Annotated in this window: 19 protein-coding genes; 13 read left to right on the forward strand and 6 right to left on the reverse strand. The window is 41.9% G+C overall.

Features of this window, described 5'->3' with window-relative positions; all coding sequences use genetic code 11:
• Position 1: 1 nt before the first annotated feature.
• The 5 genes from BLP33_RS10090 (at position 2) to BLP33_RS10115 (ending at position 7,184) form a co-directional block, all read left to right on the forward strand.
• Positions 2 to 700 carry a LytR/AlgR family response regulator transcription factor gene (locus tag BLP33_RS10090; RefSeq protein WP_090527111.1) on the forward strand — a complete coding sequence of 233 codons (699 nt, stop codon included), beginning with the start codon at positions 2 to 4 and terminating at the stop codon, positions 698 to 700.
• 463 nt (positions 701 to 1,163) lie between these two features.
• Positions 1,164 to 3,749 (forward strand): BamA/TamA family outer membrane protein, encoded by a 2,586-nt coding sequence (locus BLP33_RS10100; protein ID WP_254780093.1) that lies wholly within the window; start codon positions 1,164 to 1,166, stop codon positions 3,747 to 3,749.
• 479 nt (positions 3,750 to 4,228) lie between these two features.
• Positions 4,229 to 4,879 carry a ribulose-phosphate 3-epimerase gene (gene rpe / locus BLP33_RS10105; protein ID WP_090527115.1) on the forward strand — a complete coding sequence of 217 codons (651 nt, stop codon included), beginning with the start codon at positions 4,229 to 4,231 and terminating at the stop codon, positions 4,877 to 4,879.
• Between the two features lie 202 nt (positions 4,880 to 5,081).
• Positions 5,082 to 6,149 (forward strand): 3-phosphoserine/phosphohydroxythreonine transaminase, encoded by a 1,068-nt coding sequence (gene serC / locus BLP33_RS10110; protein ID WP_090527117.1) that lies wholly within the window; start codon positions 5,082 to 5,084, stop codon positions 6,147 to 6,149.
• An 81-nt stretch (positions 6,150 to 6,230) separates the two neighbouring features.
• The gene (locus BLP33_RS10115; protein WP_175489981.1) at positions 6,231 to 7,184 is read left to right on the forward strand and encodes a D-2-hydroxyacid dehydrogenase; all 954 of its coding nucleotides are present in this window, start codon (positions 6,231 to 6,233) and stop codon (positions 7,182 to 7,184) included.
• Positions 7,185 to 7,312: 128 nt separating this feature from the next.
• Here the strand turns inward: BLP33_RS10115 and BLP33_RS10120 are convergent, their stop codons facing one another.
• From BLP33_RS10120 to BLP33_RS10135, 4 genes are all read right to left on the reverse strand, one after another.
• Positions 7,313 to 8,713: an MBL fold metallo-hydrolase gene (locus tag BLP33_RS10120; RefSeq protein ID WP_090527119.1), complete on the reverse strand. Its 1,401-nt coding sequence runs from the start codon at positions 8,711 to 8,713 to the stop codon at positions 7,313 to 7,315.
• 164 nt (positions 8,714 to 8,877) lie between these two features.
• On the reverse strand, positions 8,878 to 10,710 hold the full coding sequence (locus BLP33_RS10125; protein WP_090527122.1) for an ABC transporter ATP-binding protein: 1,833 nt from the start codon (positions 10,708 to 10,710) through the stop codon (positions 8,878 to 8,880).
• A 30-nt stretch (positions 10,711 to 10,740) separates the two neighbouring features.
• Positions 10,741 to 11,268 carry a hypothetical protein gene (locus BLP33_RS10130; protein WP_254780094.1) on the reverse strand — a complete coding sequence of 176 codons (528 nt, stop codon included), beginning with the start codon at positions 11,266 to 11,268 and terminating at the stop codon, positions 10,741 to 10,743.
• 14 nt (positions 11,269 to 11,282) lie between these two features.
• A complete protein-coding gene (locus tag BLP33_RS10135) occupies positions 11,283 to 12,059 on the reverse strand; it encodes an SAM hydrolase/SAM-dependent halogenase family protein (protein ID WP_090527124.1) in 777 nt (258 codons plus the stop codon).
• A gap of 102 nt (positions 12,060 to 12,161) precedes the next feature.
• Here BLP33_RS10135 and BLP33_RS10140 point away from each other — a divergent pair, with 102 nt between their 5' ends.
• The 4 genes from BLP33_RS10140 (at position 12,162) to BLP33_RS10155 (ending at position 15,525) form a co-directional block, all read left to right on the forward strand.
• Positions 12,162 to 13,124, forward strand: a complete 963-nt coding sequence (locus BLP33_RS10140) for a PhoH family protein (protein ID WP_090527126.1) — start codon at positions 12,162 to 12,164, stop codon at positions 13,122 to 13,124.
• 91 nt (positions 13,125 to 13,215) lie between these two features.
• The gene (locus BLP33_RS10145) at positions 13,216 to 14,160 is read left to right on the forward strand and encodes a phosphoribosylaminoimidazolesuccinocarboxamide synthase (RefSeq protein ID WP_090527128.1); all 945 of its coding nucleotides are present in this window, start codon (positions 13,216 to 13,218) and stop codon (positions 14,158 to 14,160) included.
• 50 nt (positions 14,161 to 14,210) lie between these two features.
• Positions 14,211 to 14,588: an STAS domain-containing protein gene (locus tag BLP33_RS10150; protein ID WP_090527130.1), complete on the forward strand. Its 378-nt coding sequence runs from the start codon at positions 14,211 to 14,213 to the stop codon at positions 14,586 to 14,588.
• Positions 14,589 to 14,610: 22 nt separating this feature from the next.
• Positions 14,611 to 15,525 carry a ribonuclease Z gene (locus BLP33_RS10155; RefSeq protein WP_090527132.1) on the forward strand — a complete coding sequence of 305 codons (915 nt, stop codon included), beginning with the start codon at positions 14,611 to 14,613 and terminating at the stop codon, positions 15,523 to 15,525.
• Positions 15,526 to 15,635: 110 nt separating this feature from the next.
• On the opposite strand, the gene BLP33_RS10160 is transcribed toward BLP33_RS10155, so the two are convergent.
• Together BLP33_RS10160 and BLP33_RS10165 are read right to left on the reverse strand one after the other, a co-directional pair.
• Positions 15,636 to 16,580, reverse strand: coding sequence for an MlaD family protein (locus BLP33_RS10160; RefSeq protein WP_090527134.1), 945 nt, complete (start codon positions 16,578 to 16,580; stop codon positions 15,636 to 15,638).
• A 112-nt stretch (positions 16,581 to 16,692) separates the two neighbouring features.
• A complete protein-coding gene (locus BLP33_RS10165) occupies positions 16,693 to 17,625 on the reverse strand; it encodes an N-acetylmuramoyl-L-alanine amidase family protein (protein ID WP_090527135.1) in 933 nt (310 codons plus the stop codon).
• Positions 17,626 to 17,677: 52 nt separating this feature from the next.
• Here BLP33_RS10165 and BLP33_RS10170 point away from each other — a divergent pair, with 52 nt between their 5' ends.
• The 4 genes from BLP33_RS10170 (at position 17,678) to BLP33_RS10185 (ending at position 24,121) form a co-directional block, all read left to right on the forward strand.
• Positions 17,678 to 20,419 carry a putative LPS assembly protein LptD gene (locus BLP33_RS10170; protein ID WP_090527137.1) on the forward strand — a complete coding sequence of 914 codons (2,742 nt, stop codon included), beginning with the start codon at positions 17,678 to 17,680 and terminating at the stop codon, positions 20,417 to 20,419.
• 7 nt (positions 20,420 to 20,426) lie between these two features.
• On the forward strand, positions 20,427 to 21,674 hold the full coding sequence (locus tag BLP33_RS10175; protein WP_090527139.1) for a competence/damage-inducible protein A: 1,248 nt from the start codon (positions 20,427 to 20,429) through the stop codon (positions 21,672 to 21,674).
• A 43-nt stretch (positions 21,675 to 21,717) separates the two neighbouring features.
• Complete coding sequence (locus BLP33_RS10180; RefSeq protein WP_090527141.1) at positions 21,718 to 23,259, forward strand: 2-oxo acid dehydrogenase subunit E2; 1,542 nt, start codon at positions 21,718 to 21,720, stop codon at positions 23,257 to 23,259.
• 202 nt (positions 23,260 to 23,461) lie between these two features.
• Positions 23,462 to 24,121: a protein-L-isoaspartate(D-aspartate) O-methyltransferase gene (locus BLP33_RS10185; RefSeq protein ID WP_090527143.1), complete on the forward strand. Its 660-nt coding sequence runs from the start codon at positions 23,462 to 23,464 to the stop codon at positions 24,119 to 24,121.
• Positions 24,122 to 24,238 lie beyond the last annotated feature (117 nt).

Raw genomic sequence — 24,238 nt, forward strand, 5'->3', positions numbered from 1 at the left:
GATGGCATTAATTAGCTGCATTATTACCGATGATGAACCCTTTGCGCGCAAGGGGCTGGAAGGCTATGTTACCAAAGCAGGCTTTTTCGACTTGAAAGCTCAATGTGAGGATGCTATGGAATTAGGCGCCTTGTTAGCGCAGCAACCTATAGACCTGCTGTTCCTGGATATCCAGATGCCGCATTTAACCGGCGTTGAATTTATTCGTTCGCTGCCCAATCCGCCAAAAGTGATTTTCACTACTGCTTTTAAAGAATATGCTACAGATGGTTTTGACCTGGATGTGCTCGACTATCTCCTTAAACCTATCTCGTTTGAGCGTTTTATGAAGGCAGCTTTTAAGGCTAAAGATTATTTTGATTTAAGAAGTAGCTCGGAAGTTTCTGATTATCTGTTTGTTAAAAGTAATGGTAAGCTCGAAAAGATAATTTTTGACGAAGTGTTGTTCATTAAAGGCATGGAAAACTATGTAGAGGTTTATACCCCGGCGCGTAAGATCATAACCCACAGTACCCTGCGGGCCTTTGCCGAAAAACTACCTCCGCGTAAATTCATGCAAACGCATAAATCATACATAGTTGCAAATAATAAGATCACATCGATAGAAGGAAATATGCTGCATATAGGCACATTTGAGGTGCCGATCAGCAGGCAGCTCAAAGACCAGGTAATGCATGCGTTGATTAATCAGGGCAGATAGTAATCAAGTTTTAATAGTAGGATCAGAAATTTCTATGCGAATTGCTTTTCATACCTGTCCCAATTAATCGAATTACACGGATTTTTCAATAGCGTAAATTTGAAATTGGTGTTATTAGGTTAATTCGGAAAAATAGTGCGGAAATTTTTATTTGTTCGATTCTTCTTAGAAACTATCAAAGCCTGAAGAATATCGTTTACAGATAGATAAAACTTCATTGCCGTTGGTTTTAACCAACGGAATAATGAGCAGCAATATGAGGGCTTCAGCCCAAATTCGCTTGCATAATTAGGCTAAAGCCAAGACTTTTTAGCTTTTTATTCCGTTGGTTAAAACCAACGGCAATGAATATTCTGTTTTTTAAACAGCCGCTCACCATGCTTTTTAAAGTAATTTCCCTGTGTATAATTAAAACTATTTTGTAATATGCATTTATTCTACGTTGCATTACTTACAAAACCTCATGAGCGGCAAAAAACTGTTCAATGCTTTATCTCTTTTTTTAACGGCTGGCTTGTGTTTAGCCGGCAATATTTCATATGCTCAAACCCATGCCGATAGTATTAAACTGGCCATCGAGCCCTCTTATAATAAGGTAAGCGGTACCCACCAGTTTTTTCTGGGCGATAATTACCGTAAACTTTGGGCTGCACCTGTCACACTGCCTATATTTCATCTTACTACAGAAAAAGGCGGTCTGAAAATATTACAAAGGGGCGGGGGGAAGCAAACCAAATCATTACGCCTTCAGGATCCTACCGGCCAGCAATGGGTATTGCGTACTATTCAAAAATATCCTGAAAAAGGCCTGCCTGTTGATTTAAGGCCGACGGTAGCCAAAGATATCCTGCAAGACCAGGTATCGGCTGCACATCCCTTTTCGGCGCTCACCGTACCACCGCTGGCCGAAGCGCTTGGCGTTCCGCATTCAAACCCTAAAATTGTTTATGTTCCTGATGATCCTGCTTTTGGCGAGTATCAAAAAGATTTTGCCAACCAGGTATTTTTATTTGAAGAACGCGAGCCGCTTGATGCCGAAAAAACGGATAATACCGAAAAGGTACAGCGCAAACTGCAGGATGATAATGATAACCGGGTTGATCAGAAGACTGTGCTCCGCGCCCGTCTATTAGATATGCTTTTGGGCGATTGGGACAGGCATGAAGACCAATGGCGCTGGGAAAAGATCGACGGCAAGCACGAAACCGTTTACGAACCCGTTCCGCGCGACCGTGACCAGGTGTACTATAAAACTTCGGGTGTGTTGCCCTGGATTGTAGCGCACCAATGGCTTAAATCAAAATTTCAGGGTTACAGTGACGAGATCAGGGATATCAATGGATGGAATTTCAATGCCCGCTACTTTGACCGCTATTTCCTGAACCAATTGAGTGAAGATGACTGGAAAGAGCAAATAGCCTATGTGCAAAGCACACTGACCGATGACCTGATAAAAAAAGCGGTGCATTTAATGCCCGATACTATTTACAAACTTTCGGGCCCGGGGATCATCAGCAAAATGATTGCCCGGCGTAACATCCTGCAGAAACAGGCGCTTGAGTATTATAAATTTATCTCCATATACGTAGATGTACCGGCGAGCGATAAAACGGATAAGTTTACTGTTGCCCACGAAAGTAATGGCGATATCACCCTTACTGTAAATAAGATAAAGAAAGATGGCAGCGTTGATAAAGTTACCTACCGGCGTACTTTTAAGCCCGATGTTACCAAAGAGATCAGGATGTATGGTTTTGATGGCGATGACTTTTTTGCTGTAACAGGTTCAACGCCATCGCCTATAATTGTACGGATGGTAGGTGGAGACGGAATGGATACCTTTGCGGTAGACAGCAGTTTAAATAACAGGGGCAGAACTTATATATACGATCGTTCGGATGAGAAAAATATACTGCCTTCCTCATCGCTGGCTAAAAACCGGACCTCGACAGATACCACTGTAAATAGCTATGATAAAACCGCCTTTAAGTTCGATAGGTTTGAGCCAATCATCCTGGCTAATTACAGTAATGATATTGGTATTTTGCTGATTGGAGGCTTCTCATACGAACGGCACGGGTTTCGTAAGGAACCTTACGCTTTCCGCGAAGAGTTTTTGACGAATTATTCGCTTCAGCGTAAATCATTTTTGTTTACCTATACCGCCGACTGGAAAAAAGCAATCGGTGAAAACGACCTGAAGGTTAACCTGCTTTCGCGCGGGCCAAGCAACCTGAGCAATTTTTTCGGAATTGGGAATAACACGGTTTTTGAAAATAAGGACGACAGGAAGATCTCGTACTATCGTAACCGCTACGATTATGTTACCGGTGACGTTTCCCTGCACCGTGACTTTGGAACGTGGCATGTAAGCGCCGGCGTTGCAGGGCAGTTTTATAACAGCAAGGCATCAAACAATACTGAAAGGTTTTTGAATGACTATAACACCGCGTTCCCTAACGAGGCAGTTTTTGGTACTAAAGTTTACGGAGGTTTAACGGCCAATGCAACCATTGATACCCGGAATAAACTAATTATACCTACGCAAGGTGTTTTATGGACGACTACTGTAAGCGGCTTTAGCGGCGGTGGTTCAGGTAGTCACAATACTTACGGACAGGTATTATCTGAGTTTAGTTTCTATCTAAATCCCGACAGGGATTCGGTATTGGTAATAGCTAACCGCACGGGATTAGGTACTACGGTAGGTAATGCAGCATATTTTCAGCAGATGAAACTTGGCGGCTCGCAAAATTTTAGGGGAGTTCATACCAATAGGTTTACCGGTAAAACAATCGCTTATAATAACCTCGAGTTACGTTTAAAGGTTATGGATTTCACATCGTACCTGCTTCCCGGCTCATTTGGTTTGATCGGCTTTAATGATGTAGGCAGGGTATGGGTCCCCGGCGAATTATCTGACAGGTGGCACGATGGATATGGCGGCGGTTTGTATATTATTCCAGCGCAATTGGTGCTGATTGAAGCCGTAATGGGCTTTTCAAAAGAAGGATCGTTGCCTTATATATCTATTGGGTTTAGATTTTAAAATAGCTGCATAATAGCCGCGGGTTTAGCGCAGCATAACCGTGGTAAGCATGGTTAAAGTTTTCGGCTTTAACTAAATTAACCGCATTTTTTGGTGGCTCTGTTCTGTCAGTACCTTCCTGTCAATTTTAGATTTGAGCGAAAAAATCAAAAAAACAACCCAAAAATCACCAAAAAACAAGGGTAAATAAAGTGCTTTTGGAAACGCATATTTTTTATTCTTAAGAGTTTTATTCATTGATTATCAGTTATTAGTGTCGTTTCGGGCGATATGTTAAATCATTGATTTTCAGTTTGTTTCATTTTTAAGGCGTTTCGTGTTTTTACACTCAAAAAATGGAACAGTTAAAAAACGGTGTCTGCATGATTTCATTTTTTTATGGAGAACGGCGATTTTGGGACAGGCTCTTTTTTACAATTCTCCCATAAAAATAATTACACTATCAGTCCCATAGATTACCTGCTTTTATATATTTGCATATGAATCACCTCATAGCACCATCTATCTTAGCGGCCGATTTTGCCAACCTGCAACGCGATATTGAAATGATCAATAACAGCGAAGCCGACTGGATCCACGTTGATATTATGGATGGCATGTTTGTTCCAAATATCTCTTTTGGCTTCCCGGTTATTAGTGCGGTAAAAAAACACGCAACTAAACCACTCGATGTTCACCTGATGATAGTCGACCCGGATCGTTACCTGAAAGCGTTTAAAGACGCGGGTGCTGATAGTATCACTGTTCACCAGGAAGCTTGTCCGCATTTGCACCGTACTGTTCAGGTAATTAAACAATTGGGTTGCAAAGCCGCAGTTGCTATTAACCCGGCAACGCCTGTTTTTTTATTGGAGGATATTGTTGCCGATCTGGATATGGTTTTGATCATGTCGGTTAACCCCGGTTTTGGCGGACAGCATTTTATTGAAAATACCTATAAAAAGATCAAAGAACTCAGGACACTAAGCGCCGAAATAAATCCCGGTCTGTTAATTGAGATTGACGGTGGGGTAGATGCTAACAATATCGCAAAACTGATAGAAGCCGGAGCAAATGTGTTTGTTGCGGGCACTTCAGTGTTCTCGTCGGCCAACCAGGTGGCCGCAATTTCAAAACTCAAACATCCCTAAAAGTTATTATAATGATAATAATTAAACCAGCCCTGTAGGGTTAGTTTAATTATTTGCAATCAAAGGCCCGTTTGTTGATTAATTGTATATTTTTTCAAAAAATGTAAATAATGTCTATATATTTTGTCAAATTAATTAACTTCGGCCCAACAAAATACAAACTTCCTAATAGTGTATTTAGAACCTACAATTCGTTAATATTATGAAACATAATTTTGGTGCCGGACCTGGCATTCTACCACACGAAGTTTTAAAGCAAGCTTCAGAAGCAGTTATTGATTTTAATGGTACTGGACTCTCTTTGCTTGAAATTTCGCACCGATCAAAAGAGTTTGAGGCCGTTTTAGACGAAGCTGTAAGCCTGGTAAAAGAATTGTTCAACGTTCCTGAAGGTTATTCGGTATTGTTTCTGCAAGGCGGCGCCAGCACCCAATTTGCTTTAGCTCCTTACAACCTGTTACCGGAAGGCGGCAAAGCTGCTTATGTTGAAACCGGTGTTTGGGCCAATAAAGCTTTGAAAGAAGCCAAATATTTTGGCGAAATACAAATTGTAGCTTCATCAAAAGAGGCCAACTTTACTTACATCCCTAAGGATTTCGAAATCCCGGCCGATGCTGCTTATATCCACATTACTTCTAACAATACCATTTACGGTACGCAGTTACAGGAGTTCTTTAAATCGCCAATTCCGGTGGTTTGCGATATGTCGTCAGATATTTTCAGCCGCGTGGTTAATGTTGCCGATTTTGGTTTGATCTATGCCGGTGCTCAGAAAAATATGGGCCCTGCAGGTGTTACTTTGGTTATTGTTAAGGACGATTTGCTGGGTAAAACCGGTCGCAAAATTCCTGCGATGTTCAACTACCAAACTCAAATTGAAGGTGGTTCAATGTACAATACCCCGCCTGTATTTGCTATCTACGTATCTATGCTTACCCTTAAATGGTTAAAAGCAAAAGGCGGTGTACCGGCAATTGAGCAGGAAAACATTACCAAAGCACGTGTACTTTACGAAGAAATTGACCGCAACCCGTTGTTTAAAGCAGTGGCAGCTGTTGAAGACCGTTCAAAAATGAACGTTTGCTTCGTAATGGAAAATCCGGAGTTGGAGAAACCATTCCTGAAACTTGCCGAAGAACGCGGTATAGTAGGTATTAAAGGCCATAGGAGCGTAGGTGGTTTCCGCGCCTCTATTTACAACGCATTACCAATAAGCAGCATCTACGTGCTGATTGACGTAATGCAGGAATTTGCTGAAAAGAATAAATAATTTATTTCATTAGGTCACTGAGTCATTATGTCATTTTTATGGCAATGACTCAATGACCTGATGACTCAATGACCAAATAAGATGATCAAAATATTAGCTAATGACGGTATCGACCCGATAGGAAAAAAAATGCTGGAAGATGCCGGCTTTTTTGTAGATACCAACAATATCCCACAGGAAGAGCTTCCTGAAAAATTGAAAAACTATGATGCTATCACCGTGCGCAGTGCAACTAAAGTACGTAAGGCATTAATTGACGCTACGCCTAATCTTAAACTGATTGGTCGCGGTGGTGTAGGTGTTGATAATATTGATGTTGATTATGCCAAAGAAAAAGGCATTGGTGTTTACAACACGCCAGCATCTTCTTCATTATCAGTTGCTGAATTGGTATTCGCCAGCTTATTTGGAGCTGTTCGCTTTTTGCCTGATAGCAACCGTAAAATGCCGGTTGATGGCGGTACCAAATTTAACGACCTAAAAAAAGCTTACGCTAAAGGCGTTGAGCTTCGCGGCAAAACTTTAGGTATTGTAGGTTTTGGCCGTATCGGCAGAGAAGTAGCTAAAATAGCTATCGGTGTTGGCATGGATGTTTTAGCTTATGACCTTTTTGATTTTAACCCCGAGCTGGATCTTGTTTTAGGCGGTGGTATCACTGTTAAAGCATCTGTTAAAAAAGCTACTCTTGATGAAATCATCACTACTGCAGATTTCATTACCCTACATACTCCATTTATCGACAAAGCCCTTTTTGGTGCTGAGGAATTGGCTAAAACTAAAAAAGGTGTTGGCCTGGTAAACATCTCACGCGGTGGTTTAATTGATGAACTTGCTTTGGTTGACGCTCTAAACAGCGGCCAGGTTTCATTTGCTGCACTTGACGTGTTTGACAATGAGCCAACCCCACGTGCCGAGATATTAACCCATCCAAAAATTTCCCTGACCCCGCACATTGGTGCTGCTACCAACGAAGCTCAGGAAAGGATTGGCGTAGAGCTTGCAAGCCTGATCATTGAGCATTTCAAAAACGTTTAACACTAATTTGCTCTAATCAGGGCGAATTACACGAATGCTTTTCAAGAGGCACTGATCGGTAAGATCAGTGCCTCTTGTTGTATAGTAAGCGAATTCGTGCAGTTCGATTTAATTCGGAAGTATTCGTGTTATATAATATACGAAACACCTTTCTCCGGCAAGGTAACGCCATAACCCTCTTTCTCAAGATCATCGGCTAATAGTTGCATGCTTTCACCTTCGCCATGTACCAGGAATACGTGTTTTAATTTTTCCTTATCAATGGCTTTTACCGTATTCATAAGGTCGTCATGGTCACCGTGGGCGCTGAGGACATCGGTTTGTTTAATAGTTGCATAAACAGCTAATTCACGATCTTTGATGTGTACTATAGAATCTCCCCTCAATAAACGATGGCCTAACGTGCCTTTGGCGCAGTAACCTATGAAAAGAATGGTGGCGTAATAGTTTTGGATGTTGTAAAAAAGATGGTCCTGGATGCGGCCGCCCTCAAGCATTCCTGCGGATGAGATGATGATACAGGGTTCCCAGTAATTGGAAATCTGTCTGCTATCCTTCAATGTCTCTACATAGGTAAGGTTGTCAAACTCAAATTCATCGCCACGTTTTTGGTAAAATTCCTGTGCTTCCTGGTTAACCTGATTATGGAATTTCCTGAATACTTCGGTAGCCTGGGTAGCCATCGGACTATCAACAAAAACTTTAACCGGCGGCAGTAAACCAGTGCTAAAGATTTTGTTCAACGTATAAACCAAAGATTGTGTACGCCCGATGCTGAATGCCGGGATAATTAAACGGCCCTGCTCTTTAATACAGGCTTTTTCAATAACTTCTATCAGGGTTTGCTCAACGGATTTGTCCTTACTGTGGTAGCGGCCGCCATAAGTTGCTTCCGAAACCAGGAAATCAACAGGAGGGAGGGGCTGCGGATCATTCAAAACAGGGTAATTCTTCCTGCCAATATCACCTGTAAAAGCTATTGATTTTTCTTCGCCTTTATCATTTACTTTAAATACAGCTGCTGCTGCGCCCAACAGGTGGCCTACCGGTACAAAAGTTAGCTCAATATCGCCGGTAATCCTAAACGGTTTGTTAAATCCTATGGTAACGAAGCGCTCTACTGTGTCCATAACATGCTTTTGCATGTATAGGGGCTGTGCGTGGGTGTTAAATTTGCCTCTGCCGCGTTTATGGTGACCGCCCTTGCTTGCCGCTTTGCGCATGAATATGTTTACAGAATCGAGCAGCAATAATTCAGTCAGGTCTGCCGTGGGAGGGGTGCATAAGATCTGCCCCTCAAAACCTAAGCGGATCAGGGTAGGCAGGTTGCCCGAATGGTCGATATGAGCGTGGGTAAGTACTACCACGTCAATGTCTTCGGGCCGAAAAGGAAAGTTTTCGTTAGATATGATACTGCGGTCCTTTTCATAATCAAGTCCGCAATCCACTAAAATTTTATATTGTCCAACCTCGAGCAAATGCATGCTCCCGGTTACCTGCCGGGCCGCCCCGTGTATAGTTAGTTTCATTTTTATAAGTGATACCTGTGCTAAAGCGGGTATCGATAATTATATTACGTTGTAAGTAATCTTCAGTTTGTGAATATAACGGTTTACACCCGCTTTATTGCGAGTGTAAACGTATTAATGCTTTATAAGTTTAGTTAGAAACCAATAAGTTTTAAGGAGTGTTACTAAGCCTGGTTGCTTTCAAACTGAAGCTGGCTTAAGTATTTATAAAGACCTTGTTCATTGCCAATGAGTTCGACGTGGCTGCCGCTTTCTACTATATGGCCTTTTTCAAGTACGATGATCTTATCTGCTTCGCGAATAGTTGACAGACGGTGAGCTATGATGATCGACGTACGATCTTTCATTAATTCCTCAAGCGCCTCCTGTACAAGGCGTTCCGACTCAGAGTCTAACGATGATGTAGCTTCGTCAAGTATCAATATCGAAGGGTTTTTTAGCAATGCTCTCGCAATGGCAATCCGTTGCCTTTGTCCGCCTGAAAGTTTAACACCACGCTCACCCACAACGGTTTCATAGCCTTCTGGGAAGGAAGATATAAATTGATGAGCGTTAGCGCGTTTGGCAGCCTGGATGATATCTTCTTTTGAGGCATTTAAACGACCGTAGGCAATGTTTTCCATAATGGTGCCCCCAAACAACAATACATCCTGCGGAACAATGGCTACCTGGTTACGGATATCGGTAAGAGAATAGTTATCTGCTGGCTTGCCATCAAATAAGATGTTGCCGTTTTGTGGGTGATAAAACTGCAGGATTAATGAAGCCATGGTTGATTTTCCCGAACCGCTTGGCCCAACAATAGCAACACGCTGCCCTGCATCAGCATTAAAAGAAATACCTTTTAATACGGTGATTTCAGGGCGAGAGGGATATGCGAACAATACATTATCAAAAGCAAGATCACCTTTAATAGGCTGTTTAATGCCGTTTTTACTTTCAATAATGGAAATATCTTCACCCTGTTCGTGAAGGATCTCAAGTACACGCTCACTTGCGCCAACCGCTTTTTGCAGATTGGCATACAGATCAGGAAAGCTACCCATGGCGGCGCCTACAAATATCGAGTACATGATAAAAGTAGTTAGGTCGCCTACATATATTTCATGTTTAGCTACCAGCACCGAGCCATACCAAATTACGCCTACAAATGTGCCAAACAAGCAAAATACGATAAACGAAGCAAAGGTACCCCTGAATTTTGCACCCCTAACAGCGATGTTAACCACCTTGCGCAGAATTTTATCGTAACGATTAGCCTCGTAAGCTTCGTTAACAAAAGCTTTTACGTTGGCAATGCCTTGCAGTGTTTCCTCAACTATGGTATTTGATTCGGCTAATTTGTCTTGCGCTTCACGTGATAGCTTACGGATATACCTTCCGAAGAATACAGCGAATGCAACCAGGAATGGCAATATAGCTAATAGCGCAAGTGTAAGTTTGATAGACACGATGGCCAGTAAGGTAGTGCTGCCTATCATGATCACCAACTGGCGGATCATTTCGGCAAAAGTGGTGGTCAACGTATCCTGGATTTGGGAAAGATCGGCAGAGATACGGCTGTTCAATTCACCAACCCTGCGGTTGGCAAAAAAGTTCATGGGCAGGGTAATAAGCTTAAAATAGGTATCACGCCTGATATCGGCTAAAGATTTTTCGGCCACCTGCACAAACCAAACCACCCTGAAAAACGACACAAAAGCCTGTGCAAATAATATAATAAAACCCATGATGGCAATGGCATTTAAGCCATGCGGCAGGTACTTGTATTTATAAATGCCTTGTGCTGCATCAATCAATGCACCCAGAATGGCGGGGAATGCCAGGCCTACCAGGCTTGACAAAAACAGGAAAACTAATCCGGCTATGAATTTAACCCGGTAAGGTTTTAAGTAAGTGAGCAGTTTAGCTACGTTGCGCAGGCTGCTCCGGTTTATTTTTGCTTTAGGTAATTCTGCTTCGGCCTTGCTGCCACTGTTCAGTCGTCCTCTTGCCATGTATGCGTTTGAATGTTATAAGCCGCGAATTTACGCTTTAACACGGTTCTTTTTAACAAGCAGAAATAAAATTGACGCAATCATGAAAAGTATCACTAATACAAATATGTTTTGCCGGGTTTTGAAGTGTTCTTCTGAATTGTTTAACTGTTGTTTAAGACGCGCATTTTGTTGCCTTAACCTGTTAATTACCTGTATATAACCGGCAGCTGTAGTTTCTGCCTCCTTGCTGTGACTTTGGATCTGCCGTTGCTGAAAATCACGATATTCAAGCAGGATCTTGAGCTCTTTAAAAATAGCATCGTCTGTTTTGGCGATATCCATCAGGATGCCGGCCGAACGTCGGACATCACCTTTGGTTTGAAAGCCGAAAATGCCGGTATGCTGACCCAGGCTTTGTTCATATTGCCCGAATTTTTGTTTACGGGCAGCCAGCATATTATTTATTTTTTTACGCTGAAGCTGGTAAGCTACCGAATCGGAGTTAACAGGGCTTTGGGCCGATGCCCAACCGGTTGTTATCAAGCAAAATAAAAAAAGCAGTACTTTTTTTTTCATTTATATAAATTGCCTTATTGAAATTCAATAATCACCTTATCATTCAGGTTCAGGCCTAGAAGGCCACTTGCATTGCCTTTATTTATGGCAATTTCCAAATGGTCGCTGATACCAAACAAACAAAGTTTTTCGCCAACGGGTACTTCATTATAATGCCAGCTTAAATGGTTTATGGTTTCGTTGCGCTTAAAATTGAGCACAAAACGCCTGCCTTGCTGCACACTGTTAAAAAACTCCTTAGTTATATTGGTTATCACATTCTGAAATGAATCGATATAAATTACAACACCTTTGATCATGTTTTTTTCAATAACAGGCTGCAAATTCATTTTGTTTTCAATATCGCTCACCGGCAGGCCTATTTCATCCAGTTTGCCGCCTTTGGCTAAATGGCAGGCCGTTTTAACAAAGATATCGGCCAGGGGGAAGTGAAGGAATTTAAGGTCCTGCATAATGTTGATCTCAACTATCTCTTCGGGTTCCTGGTCAAACATCAGCGAAAAAATACCGTTATCAGCCCCCACAAAGTAGTGCTTTTTGTAGCGGACAGCGAGGTATTTGGTATGGTCATTATAAACGGTATCAATACCGATAAGGTGTACGGTATCTTCCGGGAAATAATGAAAGCTGTTTTTAAGTATAAAAGCGGCCTGCTGTACATTAAAGGCCGCAACACTGTTGGTAATATCAACAATATTTACTGTAGGCAACAATTTGTAGATACTGCCTTTTAACGCAGCCTGGTAAATATCTTTATCGCCTAAATCAGTAGTTAATGTTATAATTGCCATTAATTTTATAAATATTTATTGCTAATCTTGTAGTAGCATTTGAAGCTACAAATATTCAATTTTTAATTCATAAAAATCCGTAACTAAAAAATCAAATTAGTATTGAACGAACTTAAGCTATCAATTGAAAACGTAAACCCTGCAGTACTGTGGGGGCCTAATAATGATCATTTTGAGATCATTAAGAAACAATACCCCAAGCTTAAAATAGTTGCTCGCGGCAGTGAAGTGAAGGTTTTGGGCGATGATAACGAACTGAATATTTTCCAGGAAAAATTTTCTCATCTGATAAATCACGTTGAGAAATTTGAAAATCTCAACATAACTGATCTCGAGCGGATCCTTGGTTCGAAGGTTAATAATGCAGCTACATCTGAACCTGTTACTGCCGATAAATTTGCGAGTGGCGAAGTGATTGTGTTTGGGCCTAACGGCGTAATGGTTAAGGCGCGTACCACCAATCAGCGCCGCATGGTTGATAGTATTAACAAAAGCGATATCCTTTTTGCAATCGGGCCTGCGGGTACCGGTAAAACGTATACTGCGGTGGCATTGGCCGTAAGGGCACTTAAAAACAAAGAGATTAAACGCATTATACTAACCCGCCCGGCGGTTGAAGCAGGGGAGAACCTTGGTTTTTTACCGGGCGACCTTAAAGAAAAGATAGACCCATACCTGAGGCCTTTATATGATGCGCTTGATGATATGATCCCGGCCGAAAAACTGAAGGTTTACCTGGAGAACCGCACCATTGAGATTGCACCGCTGGCCTTTATGCGCGGCCGTACCCTTGATAACTGTTTTGTTATTTTGGACGAAGCCCAGAATGCCACCGATATGCAGCTTAAGATGTTCCTGACACGTATGGGACCATCAGCTAAATTTATTGTAACCGGCGACGTAACCCAGATAGATTTACCAAAAAAACAACAATCCGGCCTGCACACTGCTTTAAGGATCCTGACCGATATCAAAGGTATCGAGATAGTATACTTGAGCGGCGAAGACGTAGTAAGGCACAAATTAGTACGTAAGATATTAGAAGCTTACGGGGATATACAGTAATTAAGTTTAGTTCATAGCTCATAGTTGATGGTTCATGGTAATAATGCAAATCGGCTATGAACTATGAACTATCAACCATGAACTAAAAATAATGAACTCAATAAAAGAAACACATTTCAGCTTTCCGGGGCAAACGGCTTTTTACAAGGGGAAAGTACGCGATGTTTATACGATAGATAATAAATTCCTGGCCATGGTTGTTACCGATCGGATTTCGGCCTTTGATGTTGTATTACCTGAAGCTATTCCGTTTAAAGGACAGGTGCTTAACCAAATAGCAGCCCGTTTTTTAAAGGCTACAGCCGATATTGTTCCGAACTGGGTTATTTCTGTTCCGGACCCAAGTGTTACCATTGGTCGTATTTGCGAGCCGTTTAAGGTAGAGATGGTGATCCGTGGTTACCTGGCCGGTCATGCTGCCCGCGAGTACGCTGCAGGCAGGCATCATGTATGTGGAGTGGCTTTGCCTGAAGGCTTAAAAGAGAATGACATACTGCCTCAACCTATCATTACGCCTACCACTAAAGCATCAGTAGGGCATGACGAAGATATTTCACGCGCGGAGATCCTGTCAAGAGGCATTGTATCGGAAGAAGATTATGTAAAGCTTGAGGCCTATACCCAGGCGCTATTTAAACGTGGTACTGAGATTGCAGCGAAACAAGGCTTAATATTGGTAGATACCAAATATGAGTTTGGTAAAGTTGATGGTCAGATTTACCTGATCGACGAGATCCACACGCCTGATTCTTCAAGATATTTTTATAAAGAAGGGTACGAGGAACGTCAGCAAAAAGGTGAGCCGCAGAAACAGCTTTCTAAAGAATTTGTACGCAAATGGCTTATCGAAAATGGCTTCCAGGGTAAAGAAGGGCAAGTAGTGCCGGTTATGACCGAAGAGATTGTTAATTCGATATCTGAGCGTTATATAGAGCTTTACGAAAAGATTATCGGCGAGCCATTTGTTAAGCCTGCCGAAGGGAATGTATTAGCCCGCGTTGAAACAGCAATTAATGACGCGTTGAGCGTTATGTAATTTTAAAATATCCATAAAATATTTATCTTAGCTTATTAAATTTAATAAGAATGAAATTTACCGTAGATAAACATGAGAAATATATATTATTGAAACTTAATGAATCAAAATTAAATTCAATAGTAACGCCTCAGTTAAAATCAGAACTGATTTTGATCAATACAGAGGGGCAGCGCAACATCATTCTCGACTTGTCGCAGGTGAAATATGCCGATTCATCAGGCTTAAGCAGTTTGTTGGTTGGTCACCGCTTGTGTAAAAATGCTACGGGTTCATTTATTTTGGCGGGTTTAAATGACGCCGTTGCGCGTTTAATAACCATATCACAATTGGATAATGTATTAACCATTGTCCCAACCGCCGAGGAGGGTGTCGATCTTATTTTTATGGAAGAGATTGAAAAGGAATTAAAAAAGGAAGCAAGATAAACCATTTGATTGTTTACCTATTATGAAATTTGAGGTAACAATACTTGGCAGCAGCTCCGCAACCCCCATCTTTAACAGAAATCCTACTTCACAGGTGCTCAATATCAATGAGCGCCTGTATTTAATAGACTGCGGCGAAGGCACTCAGCAACAAATGCTCCGTTTTGATATCAAAGCCAGTCGCATTGATCATATTTTTATAAGTCATCTTCACGGCGATCATTATTTAGGCCTGGTTGGTTTATTATCATCCATGCACCTTAACGGTCGTAAAAAGGCGCTTAAACTGGTATGCCCTGTGCAGTTGAAAGAAATCATTGATCTGCAATTAAGATATTCAGATACCGAACTGCAATTCCCTGTTGAATATATATTTACCAATGCCCAACAAAGTGAAGTGGTGATCAATAATAGTGATGTTGTAGTTGAAACGATACCGCTTGATCACCGCATTGCCTGTACCGGCTTCCTGTTTAAGGAAAAGAAAAGACTTCGTAAACTTATTAAGGAGAAAATAGAAAGTATCGACATCCCGGTTGCCTATTATTCGGTATTGAAAAAAGGGGGGGATTATACTGATGAAAAAGGCAAAGTTTACAAAAATGAAGAGCTAACTATCGATTCGGCCGAGCCTAAAACCTATGCCTACTGCTCCGATACGATGTATAATGAAAACTATTTCGGCCAAATCGCCAACGCCACATTGCTTTATCACGAGGCTACTTTTTTAAATGATATGCTTGACAGGGCAGTTATAACCCATCACACCACCGCGTTGCAAGCCGGAGAGATAGCCCTGAAAACCAATGCTAAAAAACTGCTCATAGGCCATTTTTCGGCCCGTTATAAAACCCTGAATGAGTTACTGGATGAGGCTAAAATAAATTTCCCCTCAACTGAACTTGCAATTGAGGGGAAAACCTTTTTTTTAGAGTAGGGAGCTTAAAGCTTAAAGCCGAAGGCTGAAAGCTTCTAAATTATCTAAAGTTTATTGATTAACTCCAGCATATAGCTTTAGGTTTTATGCGTTTTGCTTTCGGCTTTTCCTTAATCCTTTTTACCGCCAAATACCGAGAAGCTCACATAACGTTTTGGATGTGCCTTCAGATCAATAAACAAGTTATTGAGGTTGTTTGATGCATCTGTAAGGTTTTTGTACATTTTATCGTCATTAAGCAAAAGGCCCAAAGAACCCTGGCCGGAGTTGATTTTGGCAATAGTTGCCTGCAAATCGGCCATAGCTTTATTTGCATTATCAAGTGTTTGTTTCAGGTTAGCAGCAGCAACGTCATTACTTACTTTTTCAAAGTTAGCTGTCATTCCGTTTAGGTGTGCTGTGCTTGTCTTTAAGCTGCCTGATACTTCCTCAGCATTGGTAAGTATGGCGTCGATATGTCCGGTTTGTGAACCTACCAGGTGGTCTATTTTTTTGGTAGTGCCTTCAAGCGTTTGCAATGAGTTCGCAATGCTCATGAAACTGCGGTCAATGTTTTTCTGAAAGTTAGGATTCAGGATCTTGTTAACAGCGCTCAGTGACGAATCGAGTTTAGACATAAGCATCTCTGCCTTTTTTTGTATGGGCTGCAGGCTTTCCGCAAGGCTGCCCTGAATATCGGCTTTAAGTGTATCCTGGTCTTCGGCGGGCACATTACTGTTACCTAACTCAAAAACAATGGCTTTACTGCCCAGCAGATCGGTACTTTCAAGCTTGGCCAGGGTGTTTTTAGGCACAACCACATCTGGCTCAATTTTAAATTCAACCACGGTACGCCCGTCTGGCTGAAGCTTCATTTTAGAGATGCGGCCTATCTGGTAACCGTTTACCAATACTGGTTTTGAAACGGTTAAACCTTCAACGCTGTTATAAATAGCATAGTATTTATTTGATCCTGAAAAAACATCATTACCGCGTAAATAACTGTAACCTAATATGAGTATGGTAATTGCTATTGCCGTAAGTGCACCAATTTTGGTTTCGTTAGAGATTTTCATTAAGTAGAGTTTATGCGTTAATTGTGTTTAAGGCTATAAACCTGCAACCAGGCTTATATGTTTTATGATGTACGTTTTATTTACAAGGAAGGTAACAGTTTGGCTTTTATAATTATTGCGAAATCTGTTCCATTTCTTTTTTATAGGTTGTTAATGCACGGATAATTGAAGCTACAATCTCATTTTGTCCTTCTTCTGAATTAAGGTACTTTTCATCGTCGGGGTTATTGATGTAGCCGGTTTCAACCAATACTGATGGCATTGCGCTGTGGCAAAGTACGTAAATGCCCTGCTCCCTGATCCCTTCGCTACGCCTTCCATCGGTATCAACAAACTCGCCGTTAATTAAAGTAGCCAGCTTGATACTCTGCTGCCTGAACTTTCTTTTGTACTCGTTTGTTAAAATAATGGTCATGGGGTCGTTCGGGTCCAGTGCGCCGCCGTCGAGTTCGGTCTCTTCGCCAACCTGGTTTTTTTGAATGGCGTTTTCCTCTTCGCGGGTACGGTGTAAACCATAAACTAAAATCAGTACGCCTTTGCCCGACCTGTCCGGAACCCTAACGGTACGGTATACCGCTTTATGACGTTTGGTGCCAACTTTTTCGCGAATTGTTCTGTCGGATAGCGAATTGCAATGCAGGGAAATGAAGAGCTGCCCTTTGTTTTCATTGGCTATTTCAGCCCTGCGTTCAAACGAAACATCATCTTCGGTAGTACGGGTCATTACAGCTTTAACACCGCTTAATTCTTTTTCTATAGCGGCTTGCAATTTAAAGCCGATAGCCAGCGTTACATTCCTTTCTGACGAATAAGAGCCCGATGCACCGTGTGAATAATGACCTGTAGAGGCTGATGGTTTACCACCATGCCCGGGGTCGATAATAATGGTTTTAATCTTAAAACCGGTACTGTTGACAACAGTGTCTGTTTGACGAGGACGACTATTGGTTAAAATAGAACTGTATGATTTAAAGGGAAAAAATGAAAGGAGAACCAGCAACACCCACAAACTATAAATCAATCTTTTCAATGCCTTATTTTTCATTATTTTTGAACGCTGTTAACTATATCTGCAAAAATACTATTCATAATCAATTTTGAAATTCATAACCTTTTTTTTTCTGCTTGCAATTATATTAATAGTAAACGGACTTGCTGCTAATGCCGGCACTGTTTTAAATAACAGCCATGGCAGGAGGCCTTTAACTGATACTATTATCAAACTTGATTCGCTTCGTGATAAGAAACTTCTTAAAGGTAAACAATCCGGCTCAATAACGCCGTTGAGAAACGGTAAGCCGGTAAATTCTTTACCTGCAAATGATACCACTAAAAAGAATAAAGGCGGTCTGCAATCAGAAGTAAAGGCAACTGCCGAGGACTCGACCCACTCAGACCGGGAGCACCAGGTTACCTATTTTTACGGCAAGGCCCGTGTAACCTATGAAGATTTTGAGCTTGACGCAGACTATATCAGGGTTGATGATAAAAACCACCTCATATTTGCACGGGGAAGCATTGACCCGCGTACACACCAATATGTCCGCAGGCCTATTATGAAGCAAAAAACGGATAAGCCCGTAGCATCCGATTCGCTGATTTTTAATTATCAAACAAAAAAAGTAAAGATATATAATCCTGCATCCGAGCAGGAAGGCAACTTTATTTCGGGCGGGCAGGCAAAAAAACTCAATGACGATGAGGTTGCATACCGTAACGTTATTTTCAGTACCTGCGATTTGCCTTACCCAGATACACACTTTGGTATAGTGATTACACGTGGCATCGGCGAAAAGAAACGCATTATATCCGGGCCCGCCTACCTGGAGATTGAAGGGGTCCCCTTACCGCTTGCCATTCCTTTTGGTTTTTTCCCTAAGCCGGACACCAGGACATCAGGTGTTATTTTGCCAACTTTTGGTGAGGACAACACCCTGGGTTTCTATTTAAAAGGGCTTGGATACTATATTGGCATAAGTGATTATGTAGATTTGACTACAACCGGGTCTATCTACTCAAAAGGCTCGTATGAACTAAGCAGCACGGCACGATATCTTAAACGTTATAAATATACAGGCAACGTTACGCTAAGCTTCGGCTCGCATAACTATGGCCTTGAGGGCGACCCGGCCACTAAAGACGCGCATATTTATTGGTCGCACGTGCAGGATGCCAATGCTAATCCCGGTTCAACTTTCAGTGCTTCGGTTGATGCAGGTACTTCCGGTTTTTTTAGGAACACGCCATCGGCAAGTAACTATAATGTTAACTCCATTGCTCAAAGTAGTTTACGCTCAAGTATCGCTTATGGTAAAACCTGGGCAGGTACACCGTTTAACTTAAGTGTAGGCATTTCGCATAGCCAGGATATAGCCCGTAAAACGGTGAATATCGAGTTGCCCACTATTGCCTTCGGTATGTCGTCGATAAACCCATTCGACTCTAAAAACAGGGTTGGCGAACAAAAATGGTATCAGAAAATTACCGTGAGCTATAATTTAGTAGGTACCAACAAGCTTAACGATATACCCGAGTCCCAATTATTTAAAGGCGAAACTTTATCAAAACGGTTACAAAATGGTTTTCAGCATACCATCCCGGTTAGTTTGGGCTTAAACGTATTAAAGTACTTTCAGTTTAATAACAGTGTTAACTATACCGAACGCTGGTATTTTCAAAGCATTAATGAAAGATTTGAAAGGGGAAGCATTGCCGGTTCAAATCAGTTAATTATTGATACTATACCTGGGTTTAAGCGTGCCGGGGAGTATAGCATCAGTACAGGTATATCAACTAAATTGTACGGTACCATAAACTTTAAACATGGTAACCTGAAAGCAATTAGGCACGTGGCAACTCCGTCAATAAGTTTTAGCTATCGTCCCGACTTCAGCGACCCAAGCTTTGGCTATTACAAAACAGCTGTTAGTACAGCCACGGTTCCTTATCCGTATACCTATCAAAAATATTCTATTTTCCAGAACGGAGTTTACGGCGGCCCCTCAGCAGGTAAGCAGGCGGGTTTAAACTTTTCGGTAGATAACACGATAGAAGCTAAGGTAAAAGCTAAAAGCACGGACACATCCGGCACCGACCGAAAAATCATGATTTTACAAGGTTTGTCGTTCTCCACCTTTTATAATTTTGCAGCCGACTCAATGAAACTTTCTGATATTTCATTTTCGGGGCATACCGCTATTTTCAATCAAAAATTAAGTATCAGTTTTTCGGGAGTGTTTAGCCCATACGTAACCAAGGTAAGCGATTCAATCTCTAATAATCAGATTGTAAGAACAAGCCGTTATATAAACAGGTATGCCTGGCAGGACGGCAAATTCCCAACTTTATCAGGTTTAAACATCTCTATGGGTGGGAGTTTGAATTCAACTAAAGCAACTCCGGGAAATGCCGCCCTGAATACTATCGCAACCATGAATCCCACCCAAGCTCAGAGACTGGCCCTGGTAAATAGCGATCCGAATGCATACGTTGACTTTAACGTGCCGTGGAATATCTCGCTCAATTACAGTTTTAGCTATCAAAACTACTTAAACAACAAAACAACCAGTAATACACTCCAGATCTCGGGCGATGTGAACCTTACGCAAAAGTGGAAGATCCAATATTCTACTACGTATGATATCAAGGCGGCGAAATTTGCAAGTGCTACCTCGTTTTCAATATACCGCGATTTGCATTGCTGGGATTTGGCCTTTCAATGGATTCCTTTCGGTGTATACAAAATGTATAACGTAACTTTAAAGGTTAAAGCTTCCATTTTGCAGGATTTGAAACTAAGCAAGAAAAGCGATTACAATCCACAATCATCTTTTTATTAATATAATAATGCTGGCAGAAATAATTACCATCGGCGACGAGATACTTATCGGACAAATTGTTGATACCAATTCGGCCTGGATGGCTACCGAACTTAACAAGATAGGGATAAGGGTAAAGCAGATCTCATCAATAAGCGACGATAAAGAACATATCCTGAAGGCATTAGCCGAAGCAGCAAGCCGGGCCAGTATCATTTTTATTACCGGTGGACTTGGCCCTACAAAAGATGATATTACCAAAAAAACATTAGCCGAATACTTTGGTGTTGAACTTGTTGAAAACAAGGATGCATTTGCTAATGTAGAACGCATTTTTGCCAAATATAATCGCCCGTTACTGGAGATCAACAAACAGCAGGCGCTTGTACCAGCCAATTGCGAAGTTGTGCTTAATGAAAACGGCACTGCTCCGGGCATGTGGTTTAATCATAATGGGGTTATCTATATGTCGATGCCGGGTGTGCCGTTTGAGATGATGTACATGATGGAAGGGCAGGTATTGCCTAAAATTAAGGCTACCTTAAAGCTTCCGGTGATCATTCATAAAACGTTGCTAACCGTTGGCGAGGGTGAATCATTTTTGGCCGAACGGATTGCGGATATCGAAAATGACTTGCCATCGCATATTAAACTGGCCTACCTGCCCAAGTTAGGCCAGGTGCGTTTACGCTTAAGCGCTTTTGGCAATGATGAAACTGCTTTGCAAAAAGAGGTGGATGCATTTGCCTCCCGTTTAATTGAACGCATAGGTTCACCGTTTGTTATTGATCAGGACATCCCGCTTGAAAAGGCCATACTTGACAGGATGGAAGCAAACGGCCTCACTTTATCAGTAGCCGAGAGCTGTACCGGAGGCTATCTGTCCCATTTGTTTACCCAGCATCCTGGTTCATCACAGGTGTTTTTAGGAGGCGCTGTATCCTACTCATATGAGTTAAAGGAGAGTATTTTAGGAGTAAAGAACGAAACTTTGTGGCAACATGGAGCCGTTAGTGAAGAAACGGTAACGGAAATGGTAGAAGGCGCACTGTTAAATTTCAAGTCGGATTTGGCTGTCGCTATTACCGGTGTAGCTGGTCCGGGCGGAGGAACGGAGGATAAACCCGTTGGTACTGTGTGGATTGCGGCTGCAGCAGAAGGGAAATCATTAATAAAGAAATACACATTTGGCAGTAAACGCAGGCAAAACATTGAGCGAAGTGCTGTGATGGCGCTGTCAATGTTGAATACTTTGCTTACTGAAATTAAAAAGTAAAGATTTAAATACATAATTTTGGGGTTAAACTATATTCTACTGTATGGCCAGATACCAGCTGTTATTGCCAAAAATGGGGGAGAGCGTTGCTGAGGCAACCGTTATCAAATGGGTTAAAAATCCGGGTGATAAGGTAAATGCCGATGACGCGGTAATGGAAATCGCTACCGATAAAGTCGATTCTGATGTGCCTTCGCCTGTAGCCGGTAAGTTAGTTGAACAACTGTATCAGGAAAATGATGTGGTACAGGTAGGCGCGGTTATAGCTATCATTGAAACTGATGAAGCCGAAACTGCCCCGGTAAGCGTTCAGCCGGAAGAAGCTCCAACTTCTCAACCTGTTGAAGAACCAAAAATAGCAGACTCAACTTATCACGAAACTGTTCCGTCTAAAGAAGTTGAAAAAACTCCTGAACCGGAACTGAGCGAAATTCAGCCGGAAAATTTATCTGGCATTCCTGGTATTGATCAGCTTGAGCAAAAAAGTTCGCCTGCTGCTCCGGTATTTAAATCCGAAGGCCGTTTTTATTCGCCTCTCGTAAGAAATATTGCCACACAGGAAGGTATCAGTATTGAGGAGTTGGACAGCATCCCTGGAACAGGTTCGGATGGTCGTTTAACCAAAGATGACCTGCTGAACTATCTGCAGGCAAAAACTTCATCTGTTCAAAATACGCGTTCGTCAACTCAGGTTGAGTCGTTTACTGCTCAAACTGCCGAACAACCAGTAAAAGTAGTTGAGCCTGCTAAGGAAGCACGACCGGCCGCTGAACCTGCGCCGCAACCGGTAATTGCTGCAACTCCGGAACCTGCAAAAACCGAAACGCCAAAAGCTGCCCCTGTTGAGCAGCAGCCTGCTGCCGCTTCGGTATCTGGTGCTGATGAGATCATAGAAATGGACAGGATGCGCCGTTTGATTGCCGACCATATGGTAATGAGCAAGCAAACATCGCCACATGTTACCTCATTTGTTGAAGCCGATGTAACCAACCTGGTATTGTGGCGCGAAAAAGTAAAAAATAGCTTTGAAAAGCGCGAAGGCGAAAAAATAACCTTTACACCTATATTTATTGAGGCGGTGGCGAAAGCCATTAAGGATTTTCCGATGATCAATGTATCGGTTAACGGCACACAGATCATAAAGAAAGCTGCGATCAATATCAGTATGGCAACAGCATTACCTAACGGTAACCTGATTGTGCCGGTAATAAAGAAAGCTGATGAGCTTAACCTTGTTGGTTTAACAAAGGCAGTTAATGACCTGGCAAACCGGGCGCGTAACGGCAAGTTACTGCCCGATGATGTGAAAGAGGGTACATTTACTATTACCAACGTTGGCTCATTTGGCAACGTAATGGGTACCCCTATAATTAATCAGCCGCAGGTTGCCATTTTAGCTGTTGGCGCTATTAAGAAAAAGCCGGCTGTAATTGAAACAAAAGAAGGCGATATGATTGCCATACGCCACATGATGTTCCTGTCATTATCATATGATCACCGCGTAGTAGATGGAGCTTTGGGTGGCTCGTTTGTAAGGCGTGTGGCCGATTATTTAGAGAAGTGGGATAGTAACAGGGAGGTATAAATTCTTAATTACATAAAAACATGACACGCCGGACAAACTGTTCGGCGTGTCGTGTTTTTAGACCATGCGTTTCATTATTGATAAAATTGAATTTTAAATTTGTACTAATGAAGCACATAAATAACTACCAGGGTCCAAAACCCCGTAAATGATGCTTGTTGGGTAAATTGTGTGAAAATTCGTATTAACTTTGCCTTTGAAAATGGCTTACAAGTATACTGATAATTACCGCGAACAGGGTGCCCGTAAAAGGCTGGTGGATGTTTTGAGAAAGAAGGGAATTGGCGACGAACACGTTTTAGAGGCTATTGGTAAGGTAAAACGTCATTGTTTTTTTGATGAAACTTTCTGGAACCAGGCTTACAGGGATATTGCGTTCCCGATAGGCGAAGGGCAAACGATATCGCAACCCTATACTGTGGCCTATCAAACCGAATTACTGCATATCCGTAAAGGGGATAAAGTTCTTGAAATAGGCACAGGCTCGGGGTATCAAACCTGTATCCTGCTTGAACTGGGAGCTAATGTTTACACTATTGAACGCCAGGAAAAGCTCTATCACCGCACCAAATATGTGCTGCCCAATGAAATGGGTTACAATGCCCGTTTTTTCCTGGGAGATGGCTCTGTTGGGATATCCGAACACGCACCTTATGATAAGATCATTGTTACCGCCGGAGCACCTACCGTACCCGACGTGCTGTTAAAGCAATTAAAAATAGGCGGTATCCTGGTTATCCCGGTTGGTGATGAGGAAACCCAAAAAATGGTTACAATACTAAAAGTGGGAGATAACGATTATGAAAAGATTGTGCTGGACACCTTTAGGTTTGTACCATTGGTAGGGGATAAAGCCTGGTAAATCGCCCCCTAACCCCCTAAAAGGGGAACTTTTGATTAGCAGCATGTTAGCAACAAGGCCCGGATTTTTAAACCCGGGCCTTGTTATTATTTCAATATTTGATCAATTATGCACTTA

It is taken from the genome of Mucilaginibacter sp. NFR10, assembly GCF_900100445.1.
Taxonomy (GTDB): domain Bacteria; phylum Bacteroidota; class Bacteroidia; order Sphingobacteriales; family Sphingobacteriaceae; genus Mucilaginibacter; species Mucilaginibacter rubeus.

What these genes read in the sequence shown, in the direction of transcription:
- BLP33_RS10135 (WP_090527124.1), bottom strand. Translation starts at nt 12,059, where the DNA reads ATGGCAATTATAACATTAACTACTGATTTAGGCGATAAAGATATTTAC.
- BLP33_RS10145 (WP_090527128.1), top strand. Translation starts at nt 13,216, where the DNA reads ATGAACTCAATAAAAGAAACACATTTCAGCTTTCCGGGGCAAACGGCT.
- BLP33_RS10100 (WP_254780093.1), top strand. Translation starts at nt 1,164, where the DNA reads ATGAGCGGCAAAAAACTGTTCAATGCTTTATCTCTTTTTTTAACGGCT.
- BLP33_RS10130 (WP_254780094.1), bottom strand. Translation starts at nt 11,268, where the DNA reads ATGAAAAAAAAAGTACTGCTTTTTTTATTTTGCTTGATAACAACCGGT.
- BLP33_RS10165 (WP_090527135.1), bottom strand. Translation starts at nt 17,625, where the DNA reads ATGAAAAATAAGGCATTGAAAAGATTGATTTATAGTTTGTGGGTGTTG.
- BLP33_RS10180 (WP_090527141.1), top strand. Translation starts at nt 21,718, where the DNA reads ATGGCCAGATACCAGCTGTTATTGCCAAAAATGGGGGAGAGCGTTGCT.
- BLP33_RS10155 (WP_090527132.1), top strand. Translation starts at nt 14,611, where the DNA reads ATGAAATTTGAGGTAACAATACTTGGCAGCAGCTCCGCAACCCCCATC.
- BLP33_RS10150 (WP_090527130.1), top strand. Translation starts at nt 14,211, where the DNA reads ATGAAATTTACCGTAGATAAACATGAGAAATATATATTATTGAAACTT.
- BLP33_RS10125 (WP_090527122.1), bottom strand. Translation starts at nt 10,710, where the DNA reads ATGGCAAGAGGACGACTGAACAGTGGCAGCAAGGCCGAAGCAGAATTA.
- serC (WP_090527117.1), top strand. Translation starts at nt 5,082, where the DNA reads ATGAAACATAATTTTGGTGCCGGACCTGGCATTCTACCACACGAAGTT.
- BLP33_RS10115 (WP_175489981.1), top strand. Translation starts at nt 6,231, where the DNA reads ATGATCAAAATATTAGCTAATGACGGTATCGACCCGATAGGAAAAAAA.
- BLP33_RS10120 (WP_090527119.1), bottom strand. Translation starts at nt 8,713, where the DNA reads ATGAAACTAACTATACACGGGGCGGCCCGGCAGGTAACCGGGAGCATG.
- BLP33_RS10160 (WP_090527134.1), bottom strand. Translation starts at nt 16,580, where the DNA reads ATGAAAATCTCTAACGAAACCAAAATTGGTGCACTTACGGCAATAGCA.
- rpe (WP_090527115.1), top strand. Translation starts at nt 4,229, where the DNA reads ATGAATCACCTCATAGCACCATCTATCTTAGCGGCCGATTTTGCCAAC.
- BLP33_RS10185 (WP_090527143.1), top strand. Translation starts at nt 23,462, where the DNA reads ATGGCTTACAAGTATACTGATAATTACCGCGAACAGGGTGCCCGTAAA.
- BLP33_RS10090 (WP_090527111.1), top strand. Translation starts at nt 2, where the DNA reads ATGGCATTAATTAGCTGCATTATTACCGATGATGAACCCTTTGCGCGC.
- BLP33_RS10175 (WP_090527139.1), top strand. Translation starts at nt 20,427, where the DNA reads ATGCTGGCAGAAATAATTACCATCGGCGACGAGATACTTATCGGACAA.